22 protein-coding genes are annotated in these 20,113 nt (G+C 33.3%); 17 read left to right on the top strand and 5 right to left on the bottom strand.

Annotated features, from left to right (window positions below; genetic code table 11):
• Positions 1-3 precede the first annotated feature (3 nt).
• The 9 genes from ACVC43_RS10625 (at position 4) to hisIE (ending at position 8,710) form a co-directional block, all read left to right on the top strand.
• Positions 4-819 (top strand): prohibitin family protein, encoded by an 816-nt coding sequence (locus ACVC43_RS10625; protein ID WP_452224497.1) that lies wholly within the window; start codon positions 4-6, stop codon positions 817-819.
• Between the two features lie 289 nt (positions 820-1,108).
• Complete coding sequence (gene hisG, locus ACVC43_RS10620; RefSeq protein ID WP_452224496.1) at positions 1,109-1,966, top strand: ATP phosphoribosyltransferase; 858 nt, start codon at positions 1,109-1,111, stop codon at positions 1,964-1,966.
• Positions 1,967-2,056: 90 nt separating this feature from the next.
• Positions 2,057-3,340, top strand: a complete 1,284-nt coding sequence (gene hisD / locus ACVC43_RS10615) for a histidinol dehydrogenase (protein ID WP_452224495.1) — start codon at positions 2,057-2,059, stop codon at positions 3,338-3,340.
• 111 nt (positions 3,341-3,451) lie between these two features.
• Complete coding sequence (gene hisC, locus ACVC43_RS10610; RefSeq protein ID WP_452224494.1) at positions 3,452-4,507, top strand: histidinol-phosphate transaminase; 1,056 nt, start codon at positions 3,452-3,454, stop codon at positions 4,505-4,507.
• A 29-nt stretch (positions 4,508-4,536) separates the two neighbouring features.
• Entirely contained in the window at positions 4,537-5,670 is a 1,134-nt protein-coding gene (gene hisB / locus ACVC43_RS10605) for a bifunctional histidinol-phosphatase/imidazoleglycerol-phosphate dehydratase HisB (protein WP_452224493.1), read from the top strand.
• A 26-nt stretch (positions 5,671-5,696) separates the two neighbouring features.
• Positions 5,697-6,284, top strand: coding sequence for an imidazole glycerol phosphate synthase subunit HisH (gene hisH, locus ACVC43_RS10600; RefSeq protein WP_452224492.1), 588 nt, complete (start codon positions 5,697-5,699; stop codon positions 6,282-6,284).
• A gap of 113 nt (positions 6,285-6,397) precedes the next feature.
• Positions 6,398-7,132 carry a 1-(5-phosphoribosyl)-5-[(5-phosphoribosylamino)methylideneamino]imidazole-4-carboxamide isomerase gene (gene hisA / locus ACVC43_RS10595; protein ID WP_452224491.1) on the top strand — a complete coding sequence of 245 codons (735 nt, stop codon included), beginning with the start codon at positions 6,398-6,400 and terminating at the stop codon, positions 7,130-7,132.
• Between the two features lie 96 nt (positions 7,133-7,228).
• The gene (hisF, locus tag ACVC43_RS10590) at positions 7,229-7,984 is read left to right on the top strand and encodes an imidazole glycerol phosphate synthase subunit HisF (RefSeq protein WP_452224490.1); all 756 of its coding nucleotides are present in this window, start codon (positions 7,229-7,231) and stop codon (positions 7,982-7,984) included.
• A 126-nt stretch (positions 7,985-8,110) separates the two neighbouring features.
• The gene (gene hisIE, locus ACVC43_RS10585) at positions 8,111-8,710 is read left to right on the top strand and encodes a bifunctional phosphoribosyl-AMP cyclohydrolase/phosphoribosyl-ATP diphosphatase HisIE (RefSeq protein WP_452224489.1); all 600 of its coding nucleotides are present in this window, start codon (positions 8,111-8,113) and stop codon (positions 8,708-8,710) included.
• Between the two features lie 49 nt (positions 8,711-8,759).
• On the opposite strand, the gene ACVC43_RS10580 is transcribed toward hisIE, so the two are convergent.
• Positions 8,760-9,179 carry a hypothetical protein gene (locus ACVC43_RS10580; RefSeq protein ID WP_452224488.1) on the bottom strand — a complete coding sequence of 140 codons (420 nt, stop codon included), beginning with the start codon at positions 9,177-9,179 and terminating at the stop codon, positions 8,760-8,762.
• 99 nt (positions 9,180-9,278) lie between these two features.
• Here ACVC43_RS10580 and ACVC43_RS10575 point away from each other — a divergent pair, with 99 nt between their 5' ends.
• From ACVC43_RS10575 to ACVC43_RS10550, 6 genes are all read left to right on the top strand, one after another.
• Positions 9,279-10,055, top strand: a complete 777-nt coding sequence (locus ACVC43_RS10575; protein WP_452224487.1) for a tRNA pseudouridine synthase A — start codon at positions 9,279-9,281, stop codon at positions 10,053-10,055.
• Between the two features lie 146 nt (positions 10,056-10,201).
• Positions 10,202-10,705, top strand: a complete 504-nt coding sequence (locus tag ACVC43_RS10570) for a Dps family protein (protein ID WP_452224486.1) — start codon at positions 10,202-10,204, stop codon at positions 10,703-10,705.
• 55 nt (positions 10,706-10,760) lie between these two features.
• Positions 10,761-11,675: a mechanosensitive ion channel family protein gene (locus tag ACVC43_RS10565; protein ID WP_452224485.1), complete on the top strand. Its 915-nt coding sequence runs from the start codon at positions 10,761-10,763 to the stop codon at positions 11,673-11,675.
• A gap of 41 nt (positions 11,676-11,716) precedes the next feature.
• Entirely contained in the window at positions 11,717-11,872 is a 156-nt protein-coding gene (locus tag ACVC43_RS10560; protein WP_452224484.1) for a DUF1328 family protein, read from the top strand.
• Positions 11,873-11,991: 119 nt separating this feature from the next.
• Complete coding sequence (locus ACVC43_RS10555; protein WP_452224483.1) at positions 11,992-12,123, top strand: hypothetical protein; 132 nt, start codon at positions 11,992-11,994, stop codon at positions 12,121-12,123.
• A gap of 92 nt (positions 12,124-12,215) precedes the next feature.
• Positions 12,216-12,890: a DUF2461 domain-containing protein gene (locus ACVC43_RS10550; protein WP_452224482.1), complete on the top strand. Its 675-nt coding sequence runs from the start codon at positions 12,216-12,218 to the stop codon at positions 12,888-12,890.
• Here ACVC43_RS10550 and ACVC43_RS10545 read toward each other — a convergent pair.
• The 3 genes from ACVC43_RS10545 to ACVC43_RS10535 form a co-directional block, all read right to left on the bottom strand.
• Positions 12,887-13,303 carry a glyoxalase gene (locus ACVC43_RS10545; protein ID WP_452224481.1) on the bottom strand — a complete coding sequence of 139 codons (417 nt, stop codon included), beginning with the start codon at positions 13,301-13,303 and terminating at the stop codon, positions 12,887-12,889. The two genes, ACVC43_RS10550 and ACVC43_RS10545, sit on opposite strands and share 4 nt — an antisense overlap.
• Before the next feature lie 95 nt (positions 13,304-13,398).
• Positions 13,399-17,007, bottom strand: coding sequence for a fibronectin type III domain-containing protein (locus tag ACVC43_RS10540; protein WP_452224480.1), 3,609 nt, complete (start codon positions 17,005-17,007; stop codon positions 13,399-13,401).
• Between the two features lie 13 nt (positions 17,008-17,020).
• Positions 17,021-17,461 (bottom strand): hypothetical protein, encoded by a 441-nt coding sequence (locus tag ACVC43_RS10535; RefSeq protein ID WP_452224479.1) that lies wholly within the window; start codon positions 17,459-17,461, stop codon positions 17,021-17,023.
• 156 nt (positions 17,462-17,617) lie between these two features.
• On the opposite strand from ACVC43_RS10535, the gene ACVC43_RS10530 reads away from it, so the two are divergent.
• Together ACVC43_RS10530 and ACVC43_RS10525 are read left to right on the top strand one after the other, a co-directional pair.
• The gene (locus ACVC43_RS10530) at positions 17,618-18,505 is read left to right on the top strand and encodes a DUF72 domain-containing protein (RefSeq protein WP_452224478.1); all 888 of its coding nucleotides are present in this window, start codon (positions 17,618-17,620) and stop codon (positions 18,503-18,505) included.
• Between the two features lie 3 nt (positions 18,506-18,508).
• Positions 18,509-18,898, top strand: a complete 390-nt coding sequence (locus ACVC43_RS10525) for an acyl-CoA thioesterase (protein WP_452224477.1) — start codon at positions 18,509-18,511, stop codon at positions 18,896-18,898.
• A 2-nt stretch (positions 18,899-18,900) separates the two neighbouring features.
• Here the strand turns inward: ACVC43_RS10525 and ACVC43_RS10520 are convergent, their stop codons facing one another.
• A complete protein-coding gene (locus ACVC43_RS10520; RefSeq protein WP_452224476.1) occupies positions 18,901-20,112 on the bottom strand; it encodes a thioredoxin-like domain-containing protein in 1,212 nt (403 codons plus the stop codon).
• Position 20,113: the final 1 nt, after the last annotated feature.

Raw genomic sequence — 20,113 nt, 5'->3', positions numbered from 1 at the left:
AATATGGAAAGATTACCAAAAATAGGAATACCAATAATTATTGGAATAATAATAGTTTTAATAGTGTTATTTAAATCGGCAGTAACCATCGATTCTGGTCATGCAGGCGTGGTGCACGAAACGCTTGGTGATGGTGTAGATCCAGATGTAGCTGCGTTAGGACCAGGTTTTCATATTATAGCACCTTGGAACCGAGTTATAGATTATGAAACACGACAACAGGAAATGCCAGAAAAAATGTCTGTGCTATCTTCTAATGGATTAGATATTAAGTTGGACGCCTCTGTGTTATACGAGCCAGATTTTAAAAATTTGGGTAGATTACATAACCAAAAAGGAATAGAATATAAAAGCAGAGTTTTACAGCCAGCTATTAGAAGTGCAGCGCGAAGCGTTGTAGGGCGTTACACACCAGAGCAATTATATTCTAGTAAAAGAGATGCCATACAAGATGAAATTTTAGAAGAAACAAAAAAAATAGTAGAGCCTCAGTACATTCAAATTAATGATATCTTAATTAGAGACGTTACACTTCCACCAACTATTAAGGAGGCTATTGAGCGTAAATTGAAGCAAGAACAAGAATCTTTAGAATATGAATTTAGATTAGTTACAGCTCAAAAAGAGGCAGAAAAAGTAATTATTGATGCTAAAGGAAAAGCTGAAGCAAATAAAATTTTAAGTGCGTCTTTAACAGATAAAATTTTGCAAGATAAAGGGATTGAAGCTACAGTTAAATTATCAGAATCTTCAAATAGCAAGGTCATTGTTATTGGTTCTGGAGATAGCGGCATGCCTATAATATTAGGTAATCAATAGCATCGTGAAAATATAATATAATATTATTTTCTAATTTTTTAATATAAATTAATTAGGATATTTAAACATATTTTTACAATATTTGTATATAACAACAGGAAACATGAATTTTATTCAATCACATCACCATCATTTTTATACTTGCAATCAAGCGAGCTAAAGATGTATTGAATAAAACCAACATATTTTTATAATCCGTTTGAGCAAATCAAGCGGATTTTTTTATTTAAATCTATTTTGATTTTGCCCAAATCTAAAAAACAAGATTCCTGCTTTCTCAGGAAATATTATGAATAAACTAAAAATTGCAGTACAAAAATCGGGAAGACTTAACGAAGATTCAATGAAGCTTCTTAAAGACATTGGTATTTCTATAAACAATGGGAAAGACCAGCTCAAGGCAGAATCCAGTGATTTTCCTTTGGAGGTTTTCTATTTACGTAATGGAGATATTCCACAATATTTAAGAGATGGTGTTGTAGATGTTGCTATTATTGGCGAAAATGTTTTAGTAGAAAAAGGAAACGATTTACCAATTGTAGAACGTTTAGGGTTTTCTAAATGTCGTGTTTCTATTGCTGTACCAAAAGATTCTGAAGCAGAAACTTTAAAAGATTTAAAAGATAAACGCATTGCTACATCGTACCCAAATACGGTTAACCAGTTTTTAGATAAGAATAATATCGAAGCCAATCTACATATTATTAATGGCTCAGTTGAAATAGCGCCTAATATTGGTTTAGCTGATGGTATTTGCGACATCGTTTCCAGCGGAAGCACTTTATTTAAAAATGGTTTAAAAGAAATTGAAGTGCTTTTAACCTCTGAAGCTGTTTTAGCAAAATCACCAAAATTATCTGCAGAAAACGAAATTTTATTACAAAAAATACAATTCAGGATTCAATCAGTTTTAAAAGGACAGAATTCAAAATACGTTTTATTAAACGCACCAAATGATAAGCTTGAGGAAATTATATCCATTTTACCAGGTATGAAAAGTCCAACCGTTTTACCTTTAGCCGAAGCAGGATGGAGTAGCGTACACTCAGTAATCGATAAAAACCAGTTTTGGGAAGTTATCGATGAGTTAAAAGCCAAAGGCGCACAAGGTATTTTGGTTTGTCCAATAGAAAAAATGGTACTTTAATAAAGTTTTGTCACTTCGAGTGATTTGGAGGTACGAAAAATTGTATCGAGAAGTAATTTAATAAGATTCCCGCTTTCGCGGAAAATAATTATGAAAATCATAAACAACCCAAAAAAAGAAGACTGGAAACAAATCCTCCAAAGGCCAACACAAACGGTGGATGATATTGAAACAACAGTCATTCAGATTTTTGAAGACGTAAAACGAAATGGTGATACAGCCATTTCAAAGTACACCCAATTATTCGATGGTGTAAATTTAAAATCATCAGTTGTTTCAGCTGAAGAAATAGAACAAGCCTTAAACGACGTATCTTCAGAATTAAAAACTGCAATACAACAAGCAAAAGCTAACATAGAAAAATTTCATAGTGCACAAAAAACCGATAAAGTTTCGGTAGAAACTGCAAAAGGTGTTACTTGTTGGCAAGAGAAAAGACCTATTGAAAAAGTAGGATTATACATTCCTGGCGGTACAGCACCATTATTTTCTACAGTTTTAATGCTGGCGATTCCAGCAAATATTGCAGGTTGCAAAGAATTGGTTTTATGTTCTCCACCAAATAAACAGGGTAAAATAGCTAACGAAATTTTATATGCAGCACAATTATGCGGTGTCACAAAAATCATTAAAGTTGGTGGCATTCAGGCTATTGCAGGATTAACGTTTGGCACGGAAACAATGCCACAAGTGTATAAAATTTTCGGACCAGGAAATCAGTTTGTAACCGTTGCTAAGCAATTGGCAACAAAGTTTGGTGTCGCTATCGATATGCCTGCTGGACCAAGTGAGTTATTAGTAGTTGCAGACGATACCGCAAAGGCGAGTTATGTGGCTTCAGATTTGTTAAGCCAAGCAGAACACGGTACAGATAGCCAGGTGGTTTTAATATCTACTTCTCAGGAATTTATAAATGCCGTTTCAAAAGAAATCGATTTGCAATTGGCAGTATTACCAAGAAAAGACATTGCGGAAAAAGCGATTGAAAATTCTAAGTTAATTTTTGTTGAAGATGATAACACCGCTTTAGAATTAATTAACGAATACGGACCAGAACATTTTATTATTTGCTGTAAGAATGAAGACTTATACATAAACAGAATAAGCAACGCAGGCTCTGTATTTATTGGTAATTACACGCCAGAAAGCGCTGGCGATTATGCTTCGGGCACAAACCATACATTACCAACAAACGGTTTTAGTAAAGCGTATTCTGGAGTAAATTTAGACAGTTTTACAAAAGCGATAACATTTCAAAAAATAACAAAAGAAGGACTTAAAACCATTGGAAACACCATAGAATTAATGGCAGCAGCCGAAGGTTTACAGGCACACAAAAATGCGGTCTCAATTAGATTAAAAGATATAGATTAACTAATAAATGTCACTTCGAGTGATTTCTAAGTATGAGAAATTGTATCGAGAAGCTATAACAAGTTCTCGATAAAAAATTTAAATTTCACTCGAATTGACATACAGATATAAATGAATTCAAACTTCAACCTGAACAATCTCATAAGAGATAACATAAAGAACCTAAAACCGTATTCATCGGCAAGAGATGAATTTAAAGGTGTAGTGGAAGATATGGTGTTTTTAGATGCAAATGAGAACCCATTTGAAAACGGCGTCAATCGTTATCCAGATCCGCAGCAATCTAAAGTAAAAAACTTGCTTTCAAAGTTAAAAGGTGTTTCAATTAAGAACATTTTATTAGGTAATGGAAGCGACGAAGTGTTAGATCTTATTTTTAGAACCTTTTGCGAACCAAAAGAAGATAATATCATAACATTGCCACCAACATATGGTATGTACGATGTTTTGGCAAATATTAATAATGTTGAAAACATAGAAATTGAGCTTTCAAAAGCATTTCAACCTAATGTAAACACGATTTTAAACACATCAAACAGCGAATCTAAAATCTTGTTTTTATGTTCGCCAAACAACCCAACAGGAAACAGTTTTGATGTTAATGAAGTTGAATCATTATTAAACAAATTTCAAGGTTTAGTAGTTATTGATGAAGCGTATATAGATTTTTCAAATGAAGCAAGCTGGCTCAATAGGTTAAATGAATTTCCAAATCTAATCATTACACAAACCTTATCAAAAGCTTATGGTATGGCAGGCATTCGTTTAGGTATTTGTTATGCTTCAGAAGCTATTATTACTGTTTTAAATAAAATTAAACCACCATATAACGTTAACGAATTAACGCAAGTTAAAGCCATTGAAAGACTCTCGAAACCAGAAGTCATTCAGAAGGAAATAAAAACTATAATTAAAGAACGTTCGGCATTGATATCAGCTTTAAAAACTATAGACTTTGTTGAGGAAATCTATCCAACCGATGCTAATTTTGTTTTGGTAAAAGTTGACGATGCAACAAAACGATATAACCAGCTTATAAACAAAGGTATAGTGATTAGAAATAGAACAACGCAACCATTATGTGAGAATACCTTGCGATTAACCGTTGGTACATCGATTGAAAATAAGAAATTAATTAAAGCATTAAAAGACCTCACAGGTTTTTAAAATCTGTTAGATCTTAATTATAAAACACTATGAAGCGCATACTATTTATAGACAGAGACGGCACAATAATTAAAGAACCAGCAGATGAGCAAATCGATTCGTTTGAAAAACTGGTGTTTTACCCAAAAGTATTTCAATATTTAGGGCGTATTGCAAAAGAGTTAAATTACGAGATTGTAATGATTACCAACCAAGACGGCTTGGGAACAGAAGTGTATCCAGAAGAGACTTTCTGGCCAGTCCATAACTTTATATTGGAGACGTTTAAGGCTGAAGGTATTGAATTTAAAGAGCAGTTTATAGACAGAACTTTTGCCAAAGACAATGCGCCAACGCGTAAACCAAACACAGGTTTGTTAATGCAATATTATTCAGAAGATTATGATTTAGCTCATTCTTTCGTCATTGGTGACCGTTTAACAGATATTGAATTGGCTAAAAATTTGGGAGCCAAAGGGATTTTTATTAATGATGAAACTAATTTAGGTACCAACGAAATTACTGTAAAGCGAGAAGCTTTAGATTCATTTATTGGTTTAGAAAGTAACGATTGGGAAGAAATTTACACTTTTTTAAAAGCCGAAGAACGTACTGGAAGCATTGAAAGAAACACCAATGAAACCAAAATTAAAATAGATTTAAATCTCGACGGAACCGGAAAAAGTAATATTGAAACTGGCATTGCGTTTTTCGACCATATGTTAGATCAGATTGCACGTCACGGCCAATTAGATTTAAATATAAAAGTGGTTGGCGATTTGGAAGTGGATGAGCACCACACCATCGAAGACACAGCCATTGCTTTAGGCGAAGTTTTTGCTGAAACTTTAGGGAATAAATTAGGCATAGAACGTTATGGTTTTTGCTTACCAATGGACGATTGTTTAGCGCAGGCAGCCATAGATTTTGGCGGCAGAAATTGGTTGGTTTGGGAAGCCGATTTTAAACGTGAAATGGTAGGAAAAATGCCAACTGAAATGTTTTTTCATTTCTTTAAATCTTTTACCGATGGTGCAAAATGTAATTTAAACATTAAAGCAGAAGGCACAAATGAACACCACAAAATTGAAGCTATTTTTAAAGCTTTTGCAAAAGCAATAAAAATGGCAGTAAAGCGTGATGTAGAAAAAATGATTTTGCCAAGTACAAAAGGTATGTTGTAAAATAGCAAAAAGCCAAAAGCTGAAAAATGAAATTAGTAATAATAGATTACGGAGCAGGAAACATAAAAAGCATTCAATTTGCTTTTAAAAGACTGGGTGTGGATGCGATACTTTCAAGCGATCCTATAGAAATCAAGAACGCTGATAAAGTTATATTTCCAGGTGTTGGCGAAGCAAGTTCTGCAATGCATAAGCTAAAAGAAAGCGGATTAGACACTTTAATTCCTAATTTAAAACAGCCAGTTTTAGGCATTTGCTTAGGTATGCAATTGTTGTGCAAAAAAACTGAAGAAGGCAATACTAAAGGATTAGGGATTTTTAACGTAGATGTTAAGCGTTTTAATAACACTGTTAAAGTGCCGCAAATGGGATGGAATACCATAACCAATTTAAAGTCCGATTTGTTTAATGGTATAGACGAAAATGCCTTTATGTATTTAATTCACAGTTATTATGCCGAAGAGAACAGTCAAAGCATTGCAACCACTAATTACGGATTAAATTATGCGTCAGCATTACAAAAAGATAATTTTTATGGCGTACAATTTCATCCAGAAAAGAGTAGTGTAGCAGGAGAACGAATTTTGAAGAATTTTTTAAAGTTAGAAGTTTAAAAAACCTTGTAGGTATAAATAAAAAATTTTGAATAAAGACCCTGTAAGGTTTGTTAAACCTGGCAAGTATTAATTAATAACTAAAAAGATTCCCACTTTCGTGGGATGTGAACATGAGAATAATTCCAGCAATAGACATTATAGACGGAAAGTGTGTAAGACTCACAAAAGGCGATTACGACACAAAAAAAATATACAACGAGAACCCGTTGGAAGTAGCGAAAGCCTTTGAGAATGCAGGCATACAATATCTTCATTTAGTAGATTTGGATGGTGCAAAAGCCAAACATATTGTAAACCATAGAGTATTAGAGCAAATAGCAAGTAAAACCAATTTGAAAATTGATTTTGGAGGTGGCTTAAAAACCGACGAAGATTTGCATATTGCCTTTAATTCTGGTGCCAGACAAATTACTGGAGGAAGTATTGCTGTTAAAGATAGAGCAGTTTTTGAAGGTTGGGTTGCAAAATATGGCGCTCAAAAAATTATTTTAGGAGCCGATTGTAATAACGAGAAAATTGCTATTAGTGGCTGGCAGGAAGAAAGCGATTTAAAAGTTATTCCGTTTATAAAAGATTATCAGAAACAAGGTGTTCAATATGTAATTTGTACAGATATTGCTAAAGATGGTATGTTAGAAGGGCCTTCATTTGAATTGTATAAAAATATCATTTCAGAATGTAGCAATCACAGTAAAGGTCAATCGATTAAGCTTATTGCATCTGGTGGTATTTCAACGTTTGAAGAATTACCTAAACTAAAAGCAATGGGTTGCGAAGGTGTTATTATTGGTAAAGCCATTTACGAAAACAGAATCGGTTTAAAACAATTAGAACGATTTCTATAATAATTACCTTATTAATTCCTAAATGTCACACTGAGCTTGTCGAAGTGTTATAAATGTATTTTTAATTAAAAACATCCACTTTAGTGGAAAATATCTATGTTAACCAAAAGAATAGTACCATGTTTAGATATTAAAAACGGACGCACCGTAAAAGGTGTTAATTTCGTTAATTTAATAGATGCTGGTGATCCTGTGGAACTTGCCAAGCAGTACGCACTAAAAGGAGCAGACGAGCTCGTTTTTTTAGATATTTCTGCAACTTTAGAGGGTAGAAATACTACATTAGAAATGGTTTTAAAAGTTGCAGAGCATGTAAATATACCGTTTACTGTTGGTGGCGGAATTTCGTCTGTAGAAGATGTAGACAGGCTTTTAAAAGCTGGAGCAGATAAGGTTTCCATTAATTCTTCAGCAATTAAAAGACCAGAATTAATAAATGAATTATCAAAAAAATTTGGAAGTCAGTGTATAACCGTTGCTATAGATGCTAAACAAATTAATGGTGAATGGATAGTACATTTGGCTGGCGGGAGCATTCCAACCAAATTAAATTTATTCGATTGGGCGAAAGAGGTAGAGCAACGTGGCGCTGGAGAAATCTTGTTTACTTCTATGAATAACGATGGCACAAAAGCAGGATTTGCAAATGACGCTTTGGCTAAATTATCGCAGAGTTTAAATATTCCAATTATTGCATCAGGTGGAGCAGGAACTATTCAGCATTTTATAGATACATTTAAAATAGGAAAAGCGGATGCTGCATTGGCTGCGAGCGTTTTTCATTTTGGAGAAATTCCTATAAAAGATTTAAAAGAAGCTTTAAAAAACGAAAATATACCTGTAAGAATTTAAAAAAATAGATGTCACTTCGAGTGATTTGCTAAGTATGAGCAAATTGTATTAAGAAGTCTTGAACAGTTTTCGACACAGAATAGTAGAAAAACCAATGTCACTCGAACTGATAAAAATTAGAATAATATGAATATAAATTTCAATAAAAATAACGACGGATTAGTACCAGCAATTATTCAGGATGCAACAACTAAAAATGTACTAATGTTGGGCTATATGAATGTGGAAGCATTTAATGTAACCAACGCCACTAAAAAAGTGACCTTTTTTAGCAGAACCAAAAACCGTTTATGGACCAAAGGAGAAGAAAGCGGAAACGTTTTAAACTTAGTCGATATTAAATTAGATTGCGATAACGATACATTGTTAATACAAGTTCATCCTGAAGGTCCAACATGCCATAAAGGAAGTGATACCTGTTGGAATGAAGCAAACGAAGAAAGATTTGGTTTTATATCAAATTTAGAAAATACCATTGAAGACCGTGTTAACACAGGAGATGCTAAAAATTCTTATGTAGCATCATTATTTGCTTCAGGTATAAATAAAGTGGCTCAAAAAGTAGGAGAGGAAGCTGTAGAAGTGGTTATTGAAGCAATGGATAATAACGACAATTTATTTTTAAATGAAAGCGCCGATTTGTTGTTTCATTATTTAATGTTGTTACAAGCTAAAGGCTATAAATTAAAGGATATTGTAAATGTTTTAAGAAGTAGAGAAAAATAAAAAAGCCGTTACTAAATATTGTAACAGCTTTTTTACTTAAAGTCCTACATTATTTTATCCATCCTTTTTTGCTAAAGTATCTTGCCAGAAGGACGAAAATAATTGCAAAAACAATTATCATAATCGTCATGACCATACTACTCGTGTAACCATTAATCAACAAATAACTCATTTGCACAAGTACTGCGAATAAAGAAATTAGCATTAAGGTATAACTTAATTTTTTTCTAAGTAGCATAAAAACAAAAGCAAAAAATCCTGAAAAAACGGCAACAGCAAAAGCCGCAGTTACCCAAACAGGCGTACTTGCAACAATATTTAATTGTTCTTCGCTATACATGTTTCTAAAACTTTCTGTGTTAAATGCTTGCTGTAGGTAGGCATTTACTCCCATTCCGTTCCAGATAAGACCAATAATGGCTACAATCCAGAACCAAATAGGCGGTTTGTGTGTGGTGTCTAAATTCATAATTAAAAAGTGTTGGTTAGTTATATATGTTACAATTTATAAAATTTTTTTTAATGTCTATTTATAGTTAATTTCGGGCAAATAAATGTTTAGCATCTTTTGAAAAAATACTACTATTTAATTACCATTCAATATTTAGGCTATCGTTTTCACGGTTGGCAAAAACAGCCAGATGTTAAAACATTACACCTCATGGTAGATAGAACCTTAAACTTTATTTTAGAAGGTAAGCGTTTTAAGAGCTTGGCGTCTGGTAGAACCGATGCTATGGTTTCGGCAGAAGAAACAGCGATTGAATTATTTCTTTTCGAACCTATTTCGAATCATGAAGCGTTTTTAAAACTATTTAATACAAATTTGCCACAAGATATTCGAGCATTAACAATAACGGAAGTTGATGCGGAATTTAATATTATTAACAGTTCTAAAGTTAAAGAATACCTTTATGTGTTTGCATTTGGCGATAAGTTCCATCCTTTTTGCGCACCTATTCTCACTACCATTTTAGATGATTTGGATATTGAAATTATGAAACAAGGCGCGAAATTATTTGAAGGACAACATTATCTAAAAACGTACTGTTATAAGCCATCAGACAACGGTATTTACAATCGTGAAATACTAACCTGTGAAATTGTTGAAAACAATATTTACACAGCAAATTTTTTTCCTAAGCAAAGCTATTTGTTGCGAGTAAGAGGTAAAGGATTTATGCGAAACCAAATTCGATTAATGATGGGTACTCTAATAGATTTAGGCAAAGGAAAACTTACACTAAACGATATTGAGAACTCACTAATCCCTGGAAACACTGTTAAAATGGAGTATATAGCTCCTGCTTCTGGTTTAATTTTAAAGCGTTTACAGTTTGAATAACTTCTGTTAATTTCATTAACATAGCATTACTTTCTTTAACATAATTTAAGTTAATAAATTCCCTATATGGTTAAAGGGCGTTAAAATATTCCCTTCCTTATGTTATTACTCATATCTTAAATGGAAACCAAAATAACCATCAAATTATGAGTTACTTAAATATACAAGACCAAAAATTAATTCCTGTCGTTATGGAATTAAACACTCTTTTGGCGGATTACCACATTTACTATCAAAAACTAAGAACTTTTCATTGGAACATTTTGGGTAAAAACTTCTTCGATTTGCATATTAAATTCGAAGAAATGTATAATGATGCCCAACTTAAAATCGATGAAATAGCAGAGCGTATTTTAACGCTCAGGCATCATCCTATGAGTAAGTTCAGCGATTATTTAAAAACATCTACGCTTGTAGAAGTTTCAGGTATGTCTACAGATCAGGAAATGGTGAAGACACTGTTAGAAGATCATAAACTCATATTAGCACAAATGACTACGGTTATTGAAAAAGCAGATAAAGCAGGAGATGAGGGTACCATAGATTTAATTGGCGCTTACATTAGAGAATTAGAAAAATCTAGTTGGATGTTAAACGCATGGTCTAAAAGTACTAATGATCAATTAAAACGTGATGACATTAAAAGTTAATTGTTTAAGGATATAATTTAAACAAAAGATAAATTAAATTTAAACAAGAATACTTATGACCGATGAATTAAATAAAGCATACGAGCTGTTATCAGATAAATTAATAGGATGGTTTAATGCCATCGTAAAAAACATACCAAACTTAATTATTGCAATTATTGTATTAGTTGTGTTTTATTACATAGCCAAATACGTTTCCCGAATTATAGGAAGGTTGGTTTCGAAGAAAGTAAATCAAGACTCTTTAGTTAACATAATAACTAAAATTGTGGCGATTGTAATTATAGCAGCTGGTCTATTCTTAGCATTAGGCATATTAAACTTAAGCAAAACATTAGAAACCTTAATTGGGGCAGCAGGAGTGTCTGGTTTAGTTATAGGTTTGGCATTGCAAGGCACATTAAGTAATACGTTTGCTGGTATTGTATTAAGTTTTAGAAAAAGTATAGAATTAGGTCATTGGGTAGAAACTAATGGATTTGCTGGAGAAGTTGTAGAAATTAGCCTTAAAAACTTCGTAGTTAAAGAGGCAGATAATAAACTGGTAATGATTCCTAATAAGTCTATTTTAGAGAATCCGGTGAAAAATTATTCGTTAACCAAAAAAATGCGAATAATAGTGAGTTGCGGAGTTGGTTACGAATCTGATTTAGAACAAGTAAAACAATTAACAAAAACAGCGATAGCCAATCAATTTGGTACAGTTGAAAGTGAAGATGATGTAGAATTTTATTATCAGGAATTTGGAGATAGTTCAATTAACTTTATTACCAGGTTCTGGATTACGGGAAATAAAGCAAAGGATAAAATTACCGGACAAAGTGATGCTATTATAGCTATCAAAAAAGCCTTTGATAAAGAGAATATTAACATCCCATTCCCAATACGAACGCTACAGTTTGATAATAAGTTGAGCTTGGAGAAAGAAGAATCAGAAAAAGAAGAAGAATCACAAAAGGCAGATGCCTAATAAAAATAAAATTATTTATTAACCATTAAAAACAAAAAATTATGTTACGTTGGACAATCACATTTATAATTATTGCAATTATCGCAGGAATCTTAGGATTTGGTGGCATTGCAGGAGGAGCAGCAGGAATAGCCAAAATATGTTTCTTTATATTTATTGTGCTATTTATTCTATCTTTAATAAGAGGAAGAGCATAACTATCATTTAGAAATTTAAAATAATAGTGATTAATCACAGTAAATAAAGTTTAGAAGCAAAAATTTAAATGATTAATCACTATATTTATATAATCAATTAACCTTAAAACACACTTAAAATGAAAAAACTACCTTATTTATTTGTATTATTATTTGCAATGTCTATTGCGCTTACAAGCTGTAGAGAAGAATCTAAAGTTGAAGATGCAGTAGAAGACGTTGCAGATGATATGGAAGATGCTGTAGATTAAATCAACACATACAAAGTATAAAGCCTTAGTTTATAAATTATTTACTGAGGCTTTTTTTATACATTTAACTATAATATTATTAAGATTGATAAATGATTTCTAAAAAAGTATTCGATTTCCTTAAAAAATTAGAAAAAAATAATAATCGTGAATGGTTCAATGAAAACAAATCAGAATTTAAAACATTAGAAAAGGAAGTAAAATCCTTTTACAATGCGATAAATGATAGATTAAATATGCATGATGAAACCGATAAAGTAAAAATTTTCAGGATTTATAGAGACGTCAGATTTTCAAAAAACAAACAGCCTTACAAAACCCATTTTGGTGGATCGTTTCACAGAGTTAAACCAAGATTGCGTGGTGGTTATTATTTTCATATCCAACCCAATAACGAAAGTTTTATAGCTACAGGTTTTTGGGATCCTGCTAAGGAAGATCTATTGCGAATTAGAAAAGAATTTGAAATGGACGATAATGAAGTAAGAAAAATAATAAATAGCAACACCTTTCAATCTGTTTGGGGAGATATACAAGGCGATGAGCTAAAAACCGCACCAAAGGGGTTTGATAAAGCACATCCTGCAATAGATTTAATTAGAAAAAAACAATTTGTGTTTACTAAAAAACTTACAGATAAAGAGGTGCAAAGCGAAGACCTACTTCATACTATAGACGAGGCATACAAAAGCATTCGACCATTTTTCAATTATATGAGCGATGTTTTAACTACCGATTTAAATGGTGTCTCATTAATTAGTGATTAGACCGCCAAAAGTACTCGGGGATTTTCAAATAGCTGAATATTACTTTGTAGTCGCTGTATAACTATATTCATCATACGCTTATTTAAAGCCGATGAGTTTTCGATATAATTAAGATATTCTTCGGTAGTAAATTGACCAATTACCATACCTTTTAAACTGTTTCTAAATTTTATATCCTTGTGGATAGCATTATCTATAAAATGCAATCTCCGCTCCGTAGTTAATTCGTAAAAAACGTTCTTATGTTTTGCAATGTAATTTCTAAAGACCTCAATAAACAAATCGTTTTGTAATTTAATTATTGGACGTAGCGTTAGATTTTGAAAGCGCTCGTCTCTGCTCATGTTATCAGTAATTCTAATAGAAGCAATTGTAGGTCTAATGGCTAATAATTGTTGATCTCTAACTGTCATAACTTTACGGGTTTTTATAAAAATATCAATAATGAAGCCATAAAGTTTCATTATTGATATTTCTTGTTAACCGTCTTATCAACAATAGTTAATACTTAGCCTCTGTTGATATAGACCCATCCTGTTATGGGTTTACTGTCTTCTGTATTAATTACATAAAAATAAGTACCAGTTGGTAAGATTTCTTCTTTGTTAGAGAAGCCATTCCATTCTTTTCTATAGTCTTTTTTATCGTATACCTGATTTCCATACCTATTATAAATATACAGATGCTCTGCTCTTAACCATGAGATATCAAAATAATCATTAAAATCATCGTCGTTAGGTGAAATGCCTTGTGGAATAATACAATTAATAGGAGTAGTGTAGGTAACAGATTCTGTATTACTACAAACAGCATTCGTGGTATAAACAATGGTATATGTTGTGTTTGGTGTTGTATTTGTTATTTCTCCTGTAGTTTGATTTATTGTAGCATTATCGAAAGGGATAGGGTCGAAAGTAAACACTCCAATTGATGTTCCTGTAACAATAATATTTGCAGAATAACAGGTAATACTCTCATCTTCAATATAGAAACCAGCATCGTCTAATTCTAATAATGTTACATTTTGTGTTTCACTCGTCTGGCATGGACCAGGTTGAGTAGTGTAAGTTACACTGTAGGTTTCTCCATATTCACCGTTACTAATCATTCCTGTGGTGGTATCTAAAATGGCGTTGTCTGTTGGAAGTATTTCAAATTGAAATGTCCCTCCAGCCGTTCCTGAAAGCGTTACTGTTGCACTATCACATTGTGGTGCATTATAAGTAAAACTCGCATCGGCATCAATTTGATTGATAGAAATAGTAAAAGACATTGAACAGGTTCCTAATGAAACAATGGCTGTATAATCTCCTGTTGTATTAACTGCAGATAAAATACTTGAATTTTCACCATTTATTGTAGTTCCATTTAATTGCCATTGGTATGTTTCGCTTCCATCAAAATCACCTCCTGTAGCAGATAAATCTACCGTGTTATCGTTACAAAGAGTTACCGTATTGGCATTTATTGTTTCGGAAGCTTGCAGGTTTAATCCGCTAAAAGGATCATTTACTGTAACATCAAAAGTACAGGTTACTGTTGTTCCGGCAGCATTTGATGCACTGTAGGTTACAGTTGTTGTTCCTATAGGAAACTCTCCGTCAGGTGCTAAACCAGCGGTTAAGGTTACCGTGGTGTTGGTGGCATCACAATTATCAATAATGGTTGGTAAATTGTAATTTGGAGTGCCAAAGCATTGCGCAGCATCAGTATCAATAGTTAAATCGTTTGGACAAAAGTTAAAACTAATATCATTGCAAATGGTGGCTAATGTTACTGGGCCAACCCAATTACTGTTTGTACCATCGTTACAATTTGCTATAATGTAAAAATCGTAAGTAACGTTAGGATTTAAACCAGTAAAAGTAAATGGATTTGTAGTAACAGTAATTCCAGCACCAGTAGGCGTATTGCCTGTTTCTACAGCCTCAATTTGCCACTGTGATACGGTTGCAGGACTTGTCCAGCTTAAATCTATTGTGGTAGCTGTTGGGTTAGAGGCCATAAAATTTGTTGGCTCTGGACACGCTAAAATACTTTCTATTGTTATGTCGTCTATGGCCATGTCTGATCTAAATCCGTCTCCTCTAATACCTCTAAAACGCACCTGAAAGTTCGCAACAGTCTCGTAAGCGCTAATATCTATAAATTCTTGCACCCATGCAGCACTGTTTGAAGATTGCTGTTGACCAGTAATTACAAAAACATCATCCACCCATGTTGCACCATTAAACAAATCGACGTGTAATTCTCCCATATTGCTACCATACATGTGATAAAAGAAATGTAAATAGGTATTAGAGGATGTTGTTAAGTCAAAAAATGGAGATAACAATATTGCAACATCACCAGTATTGGCACCAGTAGCTTCTGTGTAAAAATAGTTAGTACCATTTGCCGCAGCATCAGGTCCTGTACCAGTAGAATTCGTTCCAAACGAATTCGCTCTCCAGCTAAACACGGTGCTTTCTGCATTCCAGCAATTATCAATTGCGTCTGCACTTCCTGTAATTTGAGTTTCAACGGGCTCTACGTACGGAACAGCTAATACCGTACATGGAGTGCTAAACGTATTTGGTCCAGCCCATTCTGAACATCCTGTGCCCGAAATGCCCTGAATATACACATCGTAATCTGTGTCTTCTGTTAATGGCGTGGCTAAATACGGGATAGTGGATGTTATAATACCTGTTCCTGTTGGAGGTGTTCCTGCTGGGACTATTTCTATTTCCCAAGAGGTTTCTGTACCTCCAGGTGTCCATGTTATTTCGGCAGAGGTTGGTGAAAGTGGTATTATTGTTACGGCTGTAGGTGCCGAAATAGTTGGGTTAACAGTTACAATGGCTACACAGCTATCTATATTTCCATAGGGATCTGTAACCGTCATTGTTACATTGTTTTGTCCTACATCATTACAACTAAAGTTAGTTTGAGATAAAGTTATGGCTTGTATGCCACAATTATCCGTACTCCCATTGTCAATATCTGTTGCTGCAATAGTTGCATTACCATTAATATCTAAATCTATAGTTATGTTTTGACAAACAGCTGTTGGAGGTACACTATCTTCTACAACGATATTTGTAGATACAGTATTATTACAGTTTGGTGCATCGACCATTAATGTAACCGTAAATGGACCTTCTGATGCATACGTGTGACAAGGAGCACTTAAAGTTGAAGAGTTCCCATCTCCAAAATCCCAAAGAAAATTAGCATTTGTGTTCGCCGAAACTAAAACATTGTCTAATCCCCAATTATCGAATTGAGGCCCACTATTATCAGATTGATACCATCTAAACATAGAACTGTTGGTTTGAGCAGCTGCAGGTATAGTTTCTGTGTATTGGGTCCAGCTGTAAAGCGGATCGGTTAAAATATCTGTTGGTTGCCAGTAATTTATATTTACCCAAGTAGCACCATTGTCTATAGAATATTGAAGATTTATTCCCTCTTCTGGTAAATCTGCGGTTTCGCAACCAGGATCTGGATCATCTGCACCGTAACGCATGTAAAATTGAATAATTCCACCCAAAGTTACATCTAACGGATTAGTGGTTACTTGTCGTTCTCCGTTGCTGTCTGTTACACCAGCCCAGAAGTATGGCGAGTTGTCAATCATATCTGTTAAACAAGGCGAGCCAACAGTAAAGGGAGAGGAGTTCCATCCTGCAGGAAGCACACCAGAATTAAAGTCGAAAAACGTACCAAATTGAGCACCATTAGCGTAGAAACAATATTCCAAGCACGCGCCTGGATTCTCGACAGCATCTATAGAAAAAATACAAGATAAAGTGGTTACATTTAATGGGCCAACCCAGGCGCTAAAACCATTTGCTCCACAATTGGAACGAATATAAAAGTCGTAATTTTCTCCAGAAACCAAACTGCTTACCGTAAAAGGATTGTTTGTAACACTTATTCCAGTTCCGGACGGAGTAGCTCCACCCAAAACGGTTTCAATCTCCCAAGTGGTCGCTGTGCCATTTTCTGTCCAAGAAATATCGACAGTGGTTTCAGTTATATTAAAAAAAGCTAAGTTGGTTGGCTCTGGGCATTGTGCTTGAGCAGTATATATAAAGAAAGATAATAATAGCGAAAGTGAAAATGTTTTCATTAGGAGGAAGAATTTATAGCGATTTAAATTTCAGATTACTGAATTCTACTGTGTTCAGTTTTATGTTAGATTGTCTTTTATTAAAGTGCGTAAATACAAAAAACGATTTGTCTTTAATTTTAGAAAAATCCGGAATGTAAGTTGCATTAGGTTCTAACAACAGCACACGGTAGTTTTCATCGTTAGCCGATTTTGTATTAGAAAAGTTTTTATAATCTGTAATAAAATGCCAACTTAAAAACAGTTGTTTGTTAGTTTTATTTTCAAATTTATATTGATAATAGGCCTTAAAAAGACCGTTTTGCATATCATCTATATCAACAGAGCGTTTACTTATTGTAAAATTGCTTTCTTCATCATGTACAACAGACCAATCGCTTTTTGCGGTCATTTCTTTTTGCGAAAATGCAAGTGTTATGCTGAGAAAGAAGAGTAAGGTAATGGGTAATTTCATATTTAGGAATATTAAGTTTAGTTTTAAATTTTAACGCGGTTAAAATATGTTTAAAAAAAGTATTGACCTCTTTTTCTCTACGAATGGTAAGAAATAGCTTATGAACGTATTATTTACAACTTGGTATTATTATCTTTAATCAAAAAACTATATTATATGAAATTTGGAAGCGTAGATAATCCCGAAAGCATCGATTTCACATTACCAAAAGACCACGTTGAAACCAAGCGAATGCTTAAGTCTTTAACACACAATACATTACCAGATATTTATGTAGGTTGCGCGAAATGGAATCGAGCAGATTTAAAAGGTTTCTATCCACGAGGCACTAAAGATGAATTAGGTTATTATTCCTCTCAATTTAATGCTATTGAACTTAATGCAACTTTTTATCGTATTTTTCCCGCAGAGCAGTTTGCCAAATGGCACGAGAAAACACCTTCAAATTTTAAGTTTTTTCCTAAGTTAAATCAAGAAATAAGCCATTGGAAACGCTTACAAGATACAGAAAGTGTAGTGGAAAACTATTTATACAATGCATCTAATTTAAAAGAAAAGTTGGGTACCATATTTCTTCAAATGCATAATAATTTCGCACCAAAGGATTTTGATCGTGTAGTCAGTTTTGTAGAAAGTTGGCCTAAAGAAATCCCTCTGGCAATTGAGTTTAGGCATACAGACTGGTATAACTCTGAAATTAGCGAACAGCTATACCAGCTTTTAGAGACAAATAATATTTCTAATATTATTGTAGATACTGCTGGACGCAGAGATTTAATGCATATGCGGTTAACAAATGGTACTGCATTTGTGCGTTATGTGGGCGCAAATCATGCAAGTGACTATACGCGTTTAGACGATTGGGTGCAACGTTTAAAAGCGTGGAAAGAGCAAGGTATAGAGGAAATAGACTTTTTTATTCACCAAAATATTGAAAAGGAATCTCCTTTACTTTCGGCTTATTTTATAAAAAAATTAAACGCTGAATTAGGCTACAATTTGGTAATTCCTAATGAAGATAAAAATCAACAAAATTTACTTTAAACTATGAGATTTCATACAAGAAAATGGGTAAAACCAGAAGATTTAAACCCTAACGGAACATTATTTGGAGGACGCTTACTTGCCTGGATTGATGAAGAAGCAGCGTTATACACTGTTGTTCAACTAAACAACCCAAAAATTGTAACTAAATATATGAGCGAAATTAGTTTTAATAGTAAAGCAATAGAAGGTGATATAGTTGAAATTGGGATGGAAGTTAAGCACTTTGGGCGTACGTCTATTACTTTAAAATGTGAAGTTAGAAACATGATGACAAGGGAAACCATTATTACCGTTGAAGATATTGTAATGGTGAATTTAGGAAAAGATGGTAAGCCAAAAGTACACGGTAAAACGGAAATAGAATACGTTAAAGACAGACTTAAGGATTGAAGTTATTCTTCTAATAATTGCTGTATTCTACGCTCTAAAGCAACACCAGATATTTTCTCGCTGGCAATGCGACCTTGTTTATCGATTAAAAGTTTAAACGGAATGGATTCTACTCCATAACGAAAGGCTATGCTTTTATTTTTATCAATAACATGATAATCCCATGTTAAGCCATCTATTGCAATAGCGTTAAGCCACTCTGCTTCACCTTTATCTTCGCTTACGCTTAATATTTCGAAACCTTGATTTTTATATTTTTTATGCAAGGCAACCAGTGTTGGGTTTGTAGCACGACATGGCGCACACCAGCTTGCCCAAAAATCGACTAAGATTACTTTTCCTTTGGGAATGGAATTTAATGAAATGGACTGCCCATAAGGGTTTAAACCGCTAATTTTATAAGCTTTAGGTCTGTAGTCTTCTGTAAAATCTTCTTCAATTTTTTTAACGGCAACAACTGGTAAACGATCACTTACATTTTTTTCTTTTTCAATTATTACAGAATCTAAAGACTTTGTAAAAGCCAAATCTTTAATGTCTTGCGAAAGGCCATTATGAAGACTTCTTAGCGTTTTAGAATTATAGGTTTCAATATTATTGTTCAATAACATTGCTGCGAAATAGGAGTTAGGATGTTTCTCGATAAAAGACTGAACAAATTCGTTTTGTTCGGTAAATAAAGCCGTGCGTTCTGCTCTTAATTTTTTAATATTGTCAGTTGAAAAATTACCTTTTAAATTATAGTATAATCCCATGCCTTTATCTTTAAAGGCAGTCATTTGAGTGTTATAAACTTCATATTCCTTTTGAATTGTGGAAGAGGAGTGGGCAGAAGAAAAATCTATACGTTTATTTAAAAAAACTTCAATATTTGAAGCATCAATTAAAAGAGAAAAACCTTTGTTTTTATTTCTAATTTCAGAGATACGATACATCGAAGGTGTTTCGGCCACACCTAAGAACTGAAACGTGTTATTATTAACTGTTGTTGAATCCACCAAATCAAAGGTGTCATCTTGAGCTTTAAAAAGATAAATGTAAGTATCATTAGGAGAGAAGGTTATGCCTTTAATTTTAAAGGAATTTTCTGATAAAAGCGAATCTTCTTCTTCAATTATTTCATTGGTAATGAGCGTTTCGGATTTGTTATTTTGTTTACAATTAAAAAAAATTAAACAAATAAAAAATATAGAAAAATGAGGGAACCTATTCATA

It is taken from the genome of Lacinutrix chionoecetis (assembly GCF_053604665.1).
This window is presented reverse-complemented; position numbering and strand designations above follow the sequence as displayed.

Bases quoted from the DNA above. Each gene is read 5' to 3' on its own strand.
- ACVC43_RS10625 (WP_452224497.1), top strand. From the start codon at position 4: ATGGAAAGATTACCAAAAATAGGAATACCAATAATTATTGGAATAATA.
- hisG (WP_452224496.1), top strand. From the start codon at position 1,109: ATGAATAAACTAAAAATTGCAGTACAAAAATCGGGAAGACTTAACGAA.
- hisD (WP_452224495.1), top strand. From the start codon at position 2,057: ATGAAAATCATAAACAACCCAAAAAAAGAAGACTGGAAACAAATCCTC.
- hisC (WP_452224494.1), top strand. From the start codon at position 3,452: ATGAATTCAAACTTCAACCTGAACAATCTCATAAGAGATAACATAAAG.
- hisB (WP_452224493.1), top strand. From the start codon at position 4,537: ATGAAGCGCATACTATTTATAGACAGAGACGGCACAATAATTAAAGAA.
- hisH (WP_452224492.1), top strand. From the start codon at position 5,697: ATGAAATTAGTAATAATAGATTACGGAGCAGGAAACATAAAAAGCATT.
- hisA (WP_452224491.1), top strand. From the start codon at position 6,398: ATGAGAATAATTCCAGCAATAGACATTATAGACGGAAAGTGTGTAAGA.
- hisF (WP_452224490.1), top strand. From the start codon at position 7,229: ATGTTAACCAAAAGAATAGTACCATGTTTAGATATTAAAAACGGACGC.
- hisIE (WP_452224489.1), top strand. From the start codon at position 8,111: ATGAATATAAATTTCAATAAAAATAACGACGGATTAGTACCAGCAATT.
- ACVC43_RS10580 (WP_452224488.1), bottom strand. From the start codon at position 9,179: ATGAATTTAGACACCACACACAAACCGCCTATTTGGTTCTGGATTGTA.
- ACVC43_RS10570 (WP_452224486.1), top strand. From the start codon at position 10,202: ATGAGTTACTTAAATATACAAGACCAAAAATTAATTCCTGTCGTTATG.
- ACVC43_RS10565 (WP_452224485.1), top strand. From the start codon at position 10,761: ATGACCGATGAATTAAATAAAGCATACGAGCTGTTATCAGATAAATTA.
- ACVC43_RS10560 (WP_452224484.1), top strand. From the start codon at position 11,717: ATGTTACGTTGGACAATCACATTTATAATTATTGCAATTATCGCAGGA.
- ACVC43_RS10555 (WP_452224483.1), top strand. From the start codon at position 11,992: ATGAAAAAACTACCTTATTTATTTGTATTATTATTTGCAATGTCTATT.
- ACVC43_RS10550 (WP_452224482.1), top strand. From the start codon at position 12,216: ATGATTTCTAAAAAAGTATTCGATTTCCTTAAAAAATTAGAAAAAAAT.
- ACVC43_RS10545 (WP_452224481.1), bottom strand. From the start codon at position 13,303: ATGACAGTTAGAGATCAACAATTATTAGCCATTAGACCTACAATTGCT.
- ACVC43_RS10540 (WP_452224480.1), bottom strand. From the start codon at position 17,007: ATGAAAACATTTTCACTTTCGCTATTATTATCTTTCTTTATATATACT.
- ACVC43_RS10535 (WP_452224479.1), bottom strand. From the start codon at position 17,461: ATGAAATTACCCATTACCTTACTCTTCTTTCTCAGCATAACACTTGCA.
- ACVC43_RS10530 (WP_452224478.1), top strand. From the start codon at position 17,618: ATGAAATTTGGAAGCGTAGATAATCCCGAAAGCATCGATTTCACATTA.
- ACVC43_RS10525 (WP_452224477.1), top strand. From the start codon at position 18,509: ATGAGATTTCATACAAGAAAATGGGTAAAACCAGAAGATTTAAACCCT.
- ACVC43_RS10520 (WP_452224476.1), bottom strand. From the start codon at position 20,112: ATGAATAGGTTCCCTCATTTTTCTATATTTTTTATTTGTTTAATTTTT.